The organism is Treponema sp., from assembly GCF_045641405.1.
Lineage (GTDB): Bacteria > Spirochaetota > Spirochaetia > Treponematales > Treponemataceae > Treponema_D.
Genome location: NZ_JAZUGX010000034.1, coordinates 22,797 through 34,320 on the forward strand (window position 1 = coordinate 22,797; position 11,524 = coordinate 34,320).

General features: G+C 41.1%; 11 protein-coding genes. 3 read left to right on the forward strand and 8 right to left on the reverse strand.

Going from position 1 to position 11,524, the window contains the following annotated elements:
* Window positions 1-124 precede the first annotated feature (124 nt).
* The 4 genes from ACKI39_RS04765 to ACKI39_RS04780 are packed head-to-tail and all read right to left on the reverse strand — an operon-like array spanning window position 125 to window position 3,528.
* Window positions 125-973 (reverse strand): phosphatase PAP2 family protein, encoded by an 849-nt coding sequence (locus ACKI39_RS04765; RefSeq protein ID WP_407398177.1) that lies wholly within the window; start codon window positions 971-973, stop codon window positions 125-127.
* A gap of 2 nt (window positions 974-975) precedes the next feature.
* Window positions 976-1,749: a TrmH family RNA methyltransferase gene (locus ACKI39_RS04770; protein ID WP_407398179.1), complete on the reverse strand. Its 774-nt coding sequence runs from the start codon at window positions 1,747-1,749 to the stop codon at window positions 976-978.
* A gap of 31 nt (window positions 1,750-1,780) precedes the next feature.
* Window positions 1,781-2,491 carry a helix-turn-helix transcriptional regulator gene (locus tag ACKI39_RS04775; RefSeq protein ID WP_407398181.1) on the reverse strand — a complete coding sequence of 237 codons (711 nt, stop codon included), beginning with the start codon at window positions 2,489-2,491 and terminating at the stop codon, window positions 1,781-1,783.
* On the reverse strand, window positions 2,491-3,528 hold the full coding sequence (locus tag ACKI39_RS04780) for a hypothetical protein (protein ID WP_407398183.1): 1,038 nt from the start codon (window positions 3,526-3,528) through the stop codon (window positions 2,491-2,493). Before ACKI39_RS04780 ends, ACKI39_RS04775 begins: the two co-directional genes overlap by 1 nt.
* A 79-nt stretch (window positions 3,529-3,607) precedes the next feature.
* Between ACKI39_RS04780 and ACKI39_RS04785 the strand changes: the two genes are divergently transcribed.
* The gene (locus tag ACKI39_RS04785; RefSeq protein WP_407398185.1) at window positions 3,608-4,396 is read left to right on the forward strand and encodes an acyl-[acyl-carrier-protein] thioesterase; all 789 of its coding nucleotides are present in this window, start codon (window positions 3,608-3,610) and stop codon (window positions 4,394-4,396) included.
* Window positions 4,397-4,485: 89 nt separating this feature from the next.
* Here the strand turns inward: ACKI39_RS04785 and ACKI39_RS04790 are convergent, their stop codons facing one another.
* Window positions 4,486-7,830, reverse strand: coding sequence for a hypothetical protein (locus ACKI39_RS04790; protein WP_407398187.1), 3,345 nt, complete (start codon window positions 7,828-7,830; stop codon window positions 4,486-4,488).
* A 238-nt stretch (window positions 7,831-8,068) separates the two neighbouring features.
* On the opposite strand from ACKI39_RS04790, the gene ACKI39_RS04795 reads away from it, so the two are divergent.
* Window positions 8,069-8,251, forward strand: coding sequence for a hypothetical protein (locus tag ACKI39_RS04795; RefSeq protein ID WP_407398189.1), 183 nt, complete (start codon window positions 8,069-8,071; stop codon window positions 8,249-8,251).
* Window positions 8,252-8,460: 209 nt separating this feature from the next.
* Here the strand turns inward: ACKI39_RS04795 and ACKI39_RS04800 are convergent, their stop codons facing one another.
* The 3 genes from ACKI39_RS04800 to ACKI39_RS04810 are packed head-to-tail and all read right to left on the reverse strand — an operon-like array spanning window position 8,461 to window position 10,867.
* Window positions 8,461-9,666, reverse strand: coding sequence for a sensor histidine kinase (locus tag ACKI39_RS04800; RefSeq protein WP_407398191.1), 1,206 nt, complete (start codon window positions 9,664-9,666; stop codon window positions 8,461-8,463).
* A complete protein-coding gene (locus ACKI39_RS04805; protein ID WP_407398193.1) occupies window positions 9,623-10,237 on the reverse strand; it encodes a hypothetical protein in 615 nt (204 codons plus the stop codon). Before ACKI39_RS04805 ends, ACKI39_RS04800 begins: the two co-directional genes overlap by 44 nt.
* A gap of 12 nt (window positions 10,238-10,249) precedes the next feature.
* Complete coding sequence (locus ACKI39_RS04810) at window positions 10,250-10,867, reverse strand: response regulator (protein WP_407398195.1); 618 nt, start codon at window positions 10,865-10,867, stop codon at window positions 10,250-10,252.
* 163 nt (window positions 10,868-11,030) lie between these two features.
* On the opposite strand from ACKI39_RS04810, the gene ACKI39_RS04815 reads away from it, so the two are divergent.
* Entirely contained in the window at window positions 11,031-11,507 is a 477-nt protein-coding gene (locus ACKI39_RS04815; RefSeq protein ID WP_407398197.1) for a hypothetical protein, read from the forward strand.
* Window positions 11,508-11,524: the final 17 nt, after the last annotated feature.

Genomic DNA, 11,524 nt, shown 5'->3' on the forward strand with positions numbered 1-11,524 from the left:
AAGACATCTGGTCGGACCTAACTTTCGTCACAAGAATCGCTGGTGGCGATTCTTGAACAATGGGGACAGACCCCTAGTGAAGTTGATAGATTAGCTTAAGGATGGATAATAGGATGTTATTTTGTTACAATTTCATGCTTAGCCTGATGGCTGTAGGTTGGATTGTGATTCTGGTCTTGTCTGTGCTGATTTTATTGCCTAGGGTATGAAGCCAAGGTACTGCAAATCCAATGGCAGAACCGAGTGCTGCACCTGCCAGCGTATCGGTCAAAAAGTGGTTTCCACTCGCCATTCTGAGACCTGCCGTTAATGTTGCTATTGAGTAGGCGCTGGCAATAACTGGTACTCTGTAGTCAGATTCAGGATAATATTTACAGAATGTGTAGCTGAGAAATGCTGCATTCATGAAGGAATCTGTCGTATGTCCACTTGGAAGGGAAAACTCAAAATCGTAGTTGTCAAGTTCATCCTCAGGAAAGCCATCAAAATACATGTAGGGACGCTTTCGTTTGAAGGCTGTCTTTAGAAGACATTTTGCAGTCTGCGTTGCAAGGATTGTTTCTGTGTAGATGACAGCAAGCTTGATTCCTTCTTTTGAATCAAAGTTGCCGCAAAGCCATTGAGTTCCATAGAGTGCGGGAGCAAGACAGTAACTGAAGGCAACTGTAAAGTCTCCTGCGCGGTCAAGATTCTTGTTGTACTTTCTTGCAAGCTTTCTGTCCAAAGGATTTACATCATCCAGATCATAGGTGAATTCATCGTACTTTGGCATTGTTATCATATGAGGAAGAGCAACTGACAATGCCGTTGAAATACCAAGACATCCGACAGCGATTCCATCTTTTATAGGAGAGAAGGCAAAAGGCGATCCTTCTGTCTCGACTATGCATTTTTCCTTTTCAGGAATATCCACAGCAAAAAGTCCCGAAGATATCAAGACAGTGGTAAGTATGGTTGAAAGAATTTTTTTCATTATTACTTGCTCAGCTCGTACATAATGACGGAAGCTGCCTGCGCAACATTGAGACTGTCTACCTTTGGGCCGTCAGCTTTGATTCCCATGCCTGCAAAAGGAATTATTATCAGTTCATCGCAGTTCTGCTTTACTTCTTTGCTGATTCCTTTTTCCTCGTTTCCAAGAACTATGAGGGCACCCTTGCCTTTGCATGATGATTTTATTTCAGAAACCTTTTTTGTGGCCTCAAGGGATGTTCCAAACCTCATCATTTTTCCTTCCATGTCTTTAAGAAGGAAAGCGATTGATTTTACAGAATAAATGTTGACGAATTCCATTCCGCCTTCAGCAACACGATAGCTGCTTGTGGTGACTGAAGACTGTGCTTCATCAAGAGGAATGACTATGTTCTTGATTCCAAAGAAAGCAGCGCTGCGGACGATGGCTCCAAGATTGTTTGCGTTTCCTACGCGGTCGAGAATTATTGCATCCTGTTTTTCTTCAACCCACATGGCTGTGATTGCTGTGTTGAGAGGATGAATTTCAGGAGCTTCAATCATGGCAACTACACCCTGATGATGGACGCTACCGCAGAGCTTTTCAAGTTCGGAAGGATCCTGAACCTTGTTGTAGGGCTTTTTTGCTGCTGCCATTTTCTTGCATAGTCCACCGAATAGAGGTGCTCTTTCTTCTGTAAAATAGAGACGCTGGATTTTATGTGCGTTGATTTTTTCGAGGGTCTTAACTGCGGCAAATCCACAGACTGCCATTTCATTTCTAAGTGTATTCTTCATGGAATCATTTTAATTGTAAAAGAAAAAATGCTCAACGGTTGGTCTTAAAATCACGGGTGATCCTCAAATCGCTGGGAGAAATGTGAAAATGCTTCCTGAAACAGTTGCAAAAATATGCAGATGTGGAAAAACCGCAGCGTTGTGCTATTTCCTTGACTGGTATTCCCGTATAGGTAAGAAGATTCTTTGCTTCTTCAAGACGGATGATGTTTATGTAGTCCCAAAGTCCAATGCCCATTTCCCGATGGAAAATTCTTGTAAGATAGTCCCTGTCTGTGCCGATCTCGTTTGTGATTTCCTTTCTTGTGAATTTTTTGCCGATGTTTTCGTCAACGAAGCAGACGGTTTTCTTTATGATTGCTCCAGTCTTTGCAGGTAAAATTGATTTTGTCTTTGTCATTATCGCCTTAAGGTGTTCAATGAAAATATCCTGGGTACATAAAGTGGAGTTGCAGACTATGATGTTTGGAAATGCTATTGTTGCATTTACTTCATTCATCGTTATCTTCTCAGCGCTCAACAGAATGGGGATGAACGCAAAACGCTCAGTCTTTCTTATTTGCATTATGCTTTCAGCAGTTAAAAAATCAGCTACGATGAGGTCAGGCAGGAATCTCATGGCAAGAGTCTCAAGAAAGGAAACGGATGATATTACTTCTGTCTCATTGTCCTTTGCGAGAATCTTAAGAAGTGAGGACTGTGTTCCTATGAAGATTATTTTTTTAGGTCTCCATGTAGCCATCAAAGATACTCCACGCATCCATATTTGCTGTCTTTATAATCAAGGAAGTCACTGATCCATTTGCTTGCCTTGCTGCTGAGTGCAGAAATCCTTTTTGACCCTTTGTCTGTCTGGACCAGTGGATCCACATATCTTTGTTTTACCTTAAGGTCTATGCAATATGCATTTTCAACTGGAACTTCACTTCTGATGATTTTTTTCATCCCTCTGAAAGTTCTATAAAGCCTTGAAAATTCTGCTGTTGGATTTCCAACGGAATGATTGTTGAATCGTTCTATCAGCTGTTCTTCTGATAGTTCATAGAAATCTCTTTCTTTTGCAATTCCTTCTTTTTCGGCAGCTGAAAGAACGTCAGCCATAAGCTGCATGGCAATTTTATCCTCGTTATGCTGGAGGATAAGGCTTATATCTATGAATTTCTTTGTATATTCAAGACATGCTTCCATGTCGTCAAAACCAAGTTCAGGAAGTCCTTTTTCATTTTCAAGAACTTTTATGTGGCTGTAATTTTCTACAGCATCTTCAATGGTCCAGACCTTATCAAGTGCTGCACCGCTTGGATACATATATTCAAGTCTGTCTGCGCTGAGTCCAGGCATTTCATTGTCACATATAGGATATAAGTGGTAGTCATTTACTTCCGTTGATTTAATTCCATCTTTTGAAAGAAGAACTTGAAGTTTCTTGTCTTCATCTATCATTCTTGCGTTGATGTCTTCTGTGGAACTTTGAGTCAATGCATCTCCATTCTTAAAATCACTTACATGGCTGAATGCTGGTGTTGAAACATCATGGAGCAATGAGGCGATGGTCTGTTTTTTATCTTTTGTAAAATTCCATGTAATGAGTGCCGTTCCGATGGAATGGTCAAGTCGTGAATATTTAAAATAGTTGTGAAAAAGGGGCGTCCAGTCAGTGCCACATAAAAGTCCAATCCCATCAAGACGCTGCAGTATTGGCAGTGAAATATATTCCTTAAGAAAATCTGGAGCATCGCTGCATAGTGCCTTATGGTATTCTATTTTAAAATCCTGCATGTTCAAAATATAGCATATTGCCGCAACTTTTAATATAATTTTGTGTCTAATTAGGTGACATCAAATAAGGAGAAATGACATGGATAATAATGAAGCAAAAAATGAAGAGAAAAATGTTATTGAATACAGACAATGTCACATAAACAATGTTTTCCGTTCTGAAGAACAGATATTTTTTAGTCAGACGAATTCGGAAGGGTTGTTCAGTCTTCATGAGCTTTTGAGGGTGACTTCTGATCTTGCTGTGGAAGATTACAATCAGCGAGGAATGTCCAGAGAATATTTAAAGGAAAAGGGATTTGCGATACTTGTTTCGCGACTGGCATTCAGGTTTCATAAAATGCCTGTTGAAAATCAGAAGGTTGAAGTTGTTACCTGGGAAGAAAAACCAGAGCCTTTACAGCTTGCAAGGAATTACAGAATATATGAAAAGGGTGGAAAAGAACTTCTTGTCAGTGGAAAATCATATTGGCTTGTTTGTGATTTGAAATCCCGTCGACTTATACCTACTTCCAGATTCAATCTAAGGGAACCTAGCACAGAAGTTTCGGATATGGATTGCCTTAAACCTGGTAAAATAGGTGAATCAGAAAATATGGAGCTTTGGGATTCAAGAAAAATCAGATACTCTGATCTTGATACCAATGGTCATACTACTAATTCCCGCTACGGAGCTTTTATCGAAGATGCAATACCTGCTGAATACAGAAAAAGAGTTCCTGTGGATTTTAGAATCAACTATTCAAAGGAAGCCATGTTGGACAGCCAGCTTGATATCTATGGAAAAATTGAAGAAGATGGAAAAAAATTGCGGATTGTTGGAAAAACAACAGAAGGCTGCTCTTTTGAAGCTGAATTGTATTACTGATTTATTTGGTCTTGTTGTGACTTTGTAACTTAAAAAAAAAGCGGGCTGCTTTCCTAGGAAAACAGCCCGTAATTTTTTGTCAGAATGAATTAAAGACTTACATTGATTGCTTTGATTCCGCCGTTGCGTGCAAAGAGAATCTTTGTGGTGTCGCATGGAAGGGCATTGCCTTCATAATCGGCAGTCTTTCCGTCTGCAAATTCAACATTGATCTTCTTTGTTCCGTTCTTTGTGTAGTTTACCTTTGTTCCACACCAGGTGAAGCTGAGTTTTCCATCCTTATATTCTTCATCCTTAAGGATAACAGGATTAAAGATAGCCTTTCCTTCGCTGATGCATGCACCAAGTTCACCAAAGCGTGTAAGAACTTCTTCCTTTACCTGTCCTGTCATACCTGGCTGTTTTGCACCCTTGTGGTATGGTGTATGGCTATAAGGATCTGAAGGGAAGGCTCCGTAAAGTTCTGGTGTCTTCATGAAGCTTAAGCCTGCCTGGATGTTGTAGTATTCATCCTTGAGCTTGTCTGCGCATGGATTTCCATTCTTGTATGCGTCGAGGGCGATTTCCTGTGCTGCAAGAAGAAGCTTTGAAACCATATGCCAGTATATTGAACCGAGTCCTTCGTAGGCATAGAAAGTTCCAGAACGTCCTGTAAAATTCTGGTGAACGAATGTCTTTTCATAGATTTCGTTAAGTGCAGAAATTTCCTTTGTTGAAAGTTTCTTTGCAAGTGGAAGTGCTGCGATGTGGTCCTGCATTACGCTTGCATTTCTGAATTCAGCGTTGAAGTGGTAAACGTTGTTTTCATCCTTTTCGATGAATGCGTTTCCAGTTTTTGCAATTACGCTTTCAAGTTCCTTTGCATCTTCTGCGCTTACATTGTTCTTTTCAAGGAATGTCTTGAGGTTCTTGTTAGGGTAGAGCATGTAAGACTTCTGGCGCTCTTCGTAAAGCTTGCTTGTCTTCATCTTCTGGAGAAGTTCAAGGGATTCTTCTGTGCTGAGCATTCCGCTTGAAAGGATTGAAACCTGTCCTTCGAGCATCTCCTGGAGATATTTTACTGTCATTGTCTTTTCACCGATTACAACAGTGTTGTATGTGTGGTAAAGACCGTCTTCCCTTTTGTTTGCGCGCAATGTAAGTTCAACGGCATTTCTTACGGCTGTAAGACATGTGATGATGTCTTCGCGTGAAATGTCGGTTGTCTTTGATCCGTATCCGTGCTTGTAAAGATCGTTTCTTTCAGTTTCGAATACGGCACCTTCTGCGTCGGTAAAGCTTCTGCGTGCAGTGTCATCTGCCATTGTCTTTTCAAAGTCTGTTGTTTGATAGAGACCGCAGATTTTTGTGAATGCCTTGGCAACTGTATCAGGTACCTTGTATTTTGCGATTGGTGATGATGAATAGATTTCAATCATGAACTTAAGCATGCGGTTGAGGTAACCGAGTGTTACTACAGAAAGACCGTACCCTGCAAGTGCGTTGTTTGCGTCATTCCATTCAGGGCGCTGTGTGTTCATCCAGATACCGCCACCAGGAATAAGGTTTGCTGCCTTCTGGATGATGATCTGGAAAAGCTTTGTTGTCATGTTTACAAGCTGAGGCTGTCCCTTCTTGTCTGTGTACATCTTGCGGTCAGTGCCGAATTCCTTGCTTTCCTTGATGAGTCTGTCGCTCAGTTCCTTGTCGAATGCAAGAGAGTTTCTTGGGTCTGCAAGAACTTCCTTGTAGCTCTTGATTCTGTATGGAACATTTGCACTGCAGTAAAGTTCTTCGTTAAGGCTGTTGAGCAGTTCTTCGCGGTTGATTGCGTTCCACTGTTCGAGAAGTTTCTGAAGGTAGATTACCTGATGGTCTCCCCAGTAACCGTACTGTGCCCATGGATTGTCTGGTTCCGGACATTCCCAGTCGATGCCCTGACGGTTGATTCTGTATGGATTGAATCCATCGATGGTCATTGCGTTGAGGAATTTTGCGCAGATGTTCTTGATATATGCAGGGTATGACATTGTGAGTGCTTCCCAGTTCTGGAAGATGTCACGCCAGTTTCCTTCGTAGTTAAGGATAGGATTTCCTTCCTTGTCGTTGAGCATGATGTTGAATTTGTTCCATGGACGGCTTGGGTCACCATGACGGCGGCTGAAGATTACAGGCATGTATTCCATAAAGAGACGCTGAATCTGTGGGTCCTTTGTTCCGCTCAATGCTGCTTCAAGTTCATCCTTTGAAATTGATGTCTTTCCCTTGAATGATGAAAGGATCTTTTCGAGTTCTTCTCCCTTTTCCTTGTTGCGTGTCTTTACGAAGTCAAAGAGGTCAGGGGCGTTGATCTTTCCATTGTCTGCATAGAAACCACCGCGCATGATGTTGAACATTACGTTTGCCCTGTGGTGTGCACATGTCATTTCTTCTGCTGTGTCCTGGATTCCGTCTGCTTCTGAAAGGTATGTTGTCATGAGGTTTTCAGTTGCTTCCATGTCAGCCTTGAGTGCGTTTACGGCAGCACTCTTGTCCTTGAGCATGTTCTTGAGTGTTGCAACCTTAGATGCTGTAAGGAATGTATCGAATACCTGGTACCATTCTGCCTTGTCCTTGAGGGAAATTTTCTGTGCGATGTATGAAGCACCTCTTTCACCCTTGGTTACAGGAACGCTTTCGATCTTGTCTGTGTCACCGTCTGCTTCATAGAAAAGGGCAGGTGTGTTTTCCTGAAGAAGAATTTTTCCGTTGCATGTAAACCAGCTTGTGTTTGCAAGAAGACCTTCGCTTGGTTCTGCTCTGTCTGTAAGAACCGAAGACATGATGTAGAATGAAAGTCCGCTATCTGCATCAAGGTCTGTTTCCTTGTAGGCATCGATGAGTGTGGAATTTTCATTCTGAACATTGCTGTTGATGCATGCAGGGAGAATATTGCGACAACCGTCAACGATGGAAATTTCCATTTCCTTGCCACTGATGTTTTCGATGCGTGACATCTTTACGAGCCCGAATTTTGCACTGCTTGTCCATCCGTAGCGGAAAGAAAGTCCAAGGTCTTTGTTGATTTCTTCAAACCAGATTTTTGTTCCGTTAAGGTTCTTGTAGATGTTGCGTTCGATTGAAGTGCAGTTTTTTGTCTTGTAGTTTACGCCTGAAAGGAGTGATTCAAATGGCTGCCAGATTGTTGTTCCGTTGCCGTTCTTTACTGCAACTGCAGTCCAGCTTCCTGTCACGTTCTTGAGGTCAGAAACTTTGTCTACTGTGTAGTATGGAAAAATCGAATGATTGCTGTTGATTCTTCCCGCAGTGATTCCACCGTGAGACCAGCAGAAATTCCACACGTCGGATGAGCTTGTGATTGTCATGAAAAAATCTTCCATACAGTCGTAATTCTTGATGCAGTAGAATTTTTCTCCATCAAGTTCAACAAAAGTTCCTTTTACTTCTTTGGCCATATTTCGCCCCTTAAAAATGTAGATTGTCTGCAGAAAGAAAATTCCAAAAAAAGGCGTAGTCGGGTTCTTCCCCCAAAAAACGACGGCCATTTTTAATGACACGGTATTCTTGAAATTCTTAATGCAACTTTTTTATCCTATGTTTTTAAGATAAGGCAGAAATTTTCATATGTCAAGCAACCGGTTGCCATTCCGAGTGCATTTCAAAAACATCTAATATAAATCAAAAAATTCAATCATGGAAAAAATTAAATTTCATGAAATATGCTCCCGCAGAGAACCGCGTCAAGCCTGCTCCGGTTCTCCCTTTCATTGGGAAAAAGCAGAAGGCTTTGCCTTCAGGGTGCTGGTGGGTCAAAAGTCGCAGTTTGCCACGAACCTCTGCTCCGCATATTTCATGAAAGCTGTATTGCTGTTCTGATTGAATTTTTTGCATCGATGTTTTTGAAATGAACATCCAGCAGAGAAAAAAAAGGACTGATGCTGCCCTTGCTTGATGCTCCCGCAGAGAACCGCGTCAAGCCTGCTCCGGTTCTCCCTTACCAGGTAAAAAGCAGAAGGCTTTGCCTTCAGGGTACTGGTGGGTCGAAAGTCGCAGTTTGCCACGAACCTCCGCTATGGTTTTCTTTTTTACGGATTTTTCTTTAATTCGATGAAGACCGAAGTGCCGCAGTCTTCCGTTGAGCGGAATTCAATTGTTCCGTCCAGAAGCTGGAGCCTTTCAAGGATGTTCTGAATTCCAAAATGAAGGTTCTGGTGAAGGTCAAAATTTCTTGAGTTGATGTCGGAAATCATTTTGCTGTTCATGCCGATTCCGTCGTCGGAGATGATGATTTTTAGAACATCCTCATCCCTAAAGAGAACTGTCACTTCAGAAGCCTGGGCGTGCTTTCTTATGTTCTGGAACAATTCCTGGATGACGCGGTAAATATTGATGAACTGTTCATCGCTGAATGCGGAAAAATCAATGGTTCCGTTTGTAACGATTCTGACCTGGGTTATATTCTTGTCAAAAATCTTGTCAGCAAGAACATTAAGTGTATCTATGATGTTCATGTTCTTGAAATTTGGAGGAGCAAGGTTGTAGCACATTTTCCTGATGTCTTCGATGTTGTCGTTCTGGACTGAAATTATTGTGTCGGCAAGCTCCTTGTCCGAAATTTTTTCAGCAAGAATTGAAACATACCTCATGGACTGGGCGACTGTATCGTGAAGCTCACGGCTTATGCGGGAACGCTCCGTTTCCTGAACTTCCATCGTGTGTTTTAAGAAAGATTCCGATTGTGAGATCCTGTTGTCCTTCTTTTTAAGTTCCCGTTCGTTTAATAAAAGCAAAATTGTGATGGTGGCGAGGATCACGACAATAAGGATGATGTAGAAGTTTTTGTAGCGGTGCTGGGTTTCTTCCACAATATAATTTCTTCTCTGGATGTAGTTGATCATCAGGATGTCGATCTTATTGATCGTTTCATCTATCTTAATTTCAAGATCGGAAGAAGGATCGACTTCGTACTTTTTCAGTAATTCAAGAAGTTCCTGTTTGTGCTGAGCCATGATCAGCTTGTCGGATTGTGACTGCAGGAAAACATTTGGATATAGTTTAAGGACATCAAAATCATATTGTTCGATGGATTCAAAAAATGCTTCCGCACTTTGAAGGGATTTTGAAGAATGAAGTTCAGTCCAAAGTCTGTAGGTTTCTGACGTATTGATATAGGCAGGATTGCCCGATGCCCTGCATCCGAAAAACAATGAAGCTGCAAGAAAAATAAGAACTGCAAGAATTGAATTCCTATGCTTCATTGTTTCTTTTTCTCCACAAAACAAAAATGCCATATCCTGCAAAAGTAGTGATTATTCTATCCAGAACTGTAAGGGGAATGCGGCCAAAAATGCTGGTCAATAATACCCCCCCCCGTATGCTGTTTATTTGTATAGAGAAAATTATTTTGTCAAAAGCCCATTCATCAACATTCTGCTGGTAGGTAAAATAGCTGATGATACCTGAAACCAATGAGCAGGCGACGGCTGCAATGATTGACGCTGTCAAAAAACGAATGTAAAGTCGGTTTACGGAAAGCTTCTGCGATGAATTCTTTCTTGTGTATTTGATGAAAGCCCAGGTTATGGAAATGATGGTGATGGCAGACAATGAATACAGGTAGATGAATTCCGTGCTGCCGTAAAGAACGTATAGTCTTGTAGCGGTGCAAAGCATGTTCACAAGGTATGCAAGGAAAGATTCAACAGGTCCATAGATAAAAAGGATGGCAATCATAAAGATTGTATCCAGAAATAATGGAACCTTCAGCACGATGTTGAAAAGGTAGTTTACTGAAAAGTCCAGGCCACCTGCGGCAAGGATAAGCACAGCCTTGATTAAATTCGATTTCAATTTATCTGTCATGGTCATTTCCTGTCATGAAAGCTTTGCGATCAAAGAACTTCTGTCGATGACTCCGATTTTTTCGTAGATCGAAGAAATGTAGTTTTCCACAGAGCGTTTCTTTATCTCAAGCGCATCGGCGATTTCATCATTCGATTTGTGTTCAAGAAGCAGGCTTACAACTACAGCTTCCCGTTTTGTAAGTGAATCTATGATGTTGGTATAATTAATATAATTCTGAACAAGATTTTTTTCCAGATAGTTGTTTCCTGTCAGGACGGTGTTCATGCAGTTTACAAGTTCTTCTGTCTTTGCGTTTTTAGAAATATATCCGCTTGCACCGCGCAGTACTGCTTCCTTCATTACATTTGGAGAATAGAACATGGAATAGACTACGATCTTGATTTCAGGATATTTTTCGCGTACCTGGGCAATGAGATTGAAGCCAGAATTTTCACCGTTGAAGTTGATGTCGGAAATGAGGATGTCAGGTAGAGTGTCATTTTTTTTCAGCTGAACAAGACTGTCCATTGCAGCCTCCAGGGTTCCAGCGTCTCCAAGACAGGTGTAGTCTGTATTGTCCTTGAGCCAGCCAATGATTCCGCTTCTGAGCATTTCATGATCATCAACAATAAAATAAGAATTTGCCATGCTTGCAGATTGTAATAAAAAAATCATTCAAAAAAAAGTGAGTTTTCTCATAGAAATTCAGTGGGAATTTCTCCATTTCATTTTTAACCTGCTGTGTTTATTATGATGCCACATTGCAGGTGCAATGATAATTTGGAGGTATTTTATGTAAAAGTTAATTGTTTTGCTTTTTGCAATCACATCGTTGTTTGGATTCATGGGATGTTCTAATGGATCAGATTCAGATAGTGGAAGCGGCGGATCTGGAAGCGCGGCTTCTTATCTTGACCATGAGGCTTTTGCGGATTTTAAGGCAAAGAAAGTGGTGGCCATGTATGAATGGGTAAATGAGGCTTTAGGTAGATATACCATGAAGAAGGCATACATCTTCTTTGAAGACAATACTTATGTCCTTTCTGATATTGAAGGAGCCTCTAAGCTGAAAGTTGATCCTGAGGGCAAGGGAACATATACAGGAGATGCTACAAAAGACGGAGAAATAAAGGTAAGAGAAACTCACAGATGGAGTCAGGATTTCAGTTCTACAGATACAACAAAAAAATGGATTTCGAATGATAGGCCTGAATCTTACGAAGGAATGTCAATTAATATTGAAAGTGGTAAGTTCAGATCGGGTGCTAACGTATTCACAAAAAAATGATGCCAGCGTGAAAGAAT

Coding starts and splice junctions, on each gene's coding strand:
- ACKI39_RS04765 (WP_407398177.1), bottom strand. CDS start 973: ATGAAAAAAATTCTTTCAACCATACTTACCACTGTCTTGATATCTTCG.
- ACKI39_RS04770 (WP_407398179.1), bottom strand. CDS start 1,749: ATGAAGAATACACTTAGAAATGAAATGGCAGTCTGTGGATTTGCCGCA.
- ACKI39_RS04775 (WP_407398181.1), bottom strand. CDS start 2,491: ATGGCTACATGGAGACCTAAAAAAATAATCTTCATAGGAACACAGTCC.
- ACKI39_RS04780 (WP_407398183.1), bottom strand. CDS start 3,528: ATGCAGGATTTTAAAATAGAATACCATAAGGCACTATGCAGCGATGCT.
- ACKI39_RS04785 (WP_407398185.1), top strand. CDS start 3,608: ATGGATAATAATGAAGCAAAAAATGAAGAGAAAAATGTTATTGAATAC.
- ACKI39_RS04790 (WP_407398187.1), bottom strand. CDS start 7,830: ATGGCCAAAGAAGTAAAAGGAACTTTTGTTGAACTTGATGGAGAAAAA.
- ACKI39_RS04795 (WP_407398189.1), top strand. CDS start 8,069: ATGGAAAAAATTAAATTTCATGAAATATGCTCCCGCAGAGAACCGCGT.
- ACKI39_RS04800 (WP_407398191.1), bottom strand. CDS start 9,666: ATGGCATTTTTGTTTTGTGGAGAAAAAGAAACAATGAAGCATAGGAAT.
- ACKI39_RS04805 (WP_407398193.1), bottom strand. CDS start 10,237: ATGACAGATAAATTGAAATCGAATTTAATCAAGGCTGTGCTTATCCTT.
- ACKI39_RS04810 (WP_407398195.1), bottom strand. CDS start 10,867: ATGGCAAATTCTTATTTTATTGTTGATGATCATGAAATGCTCAGAAGC.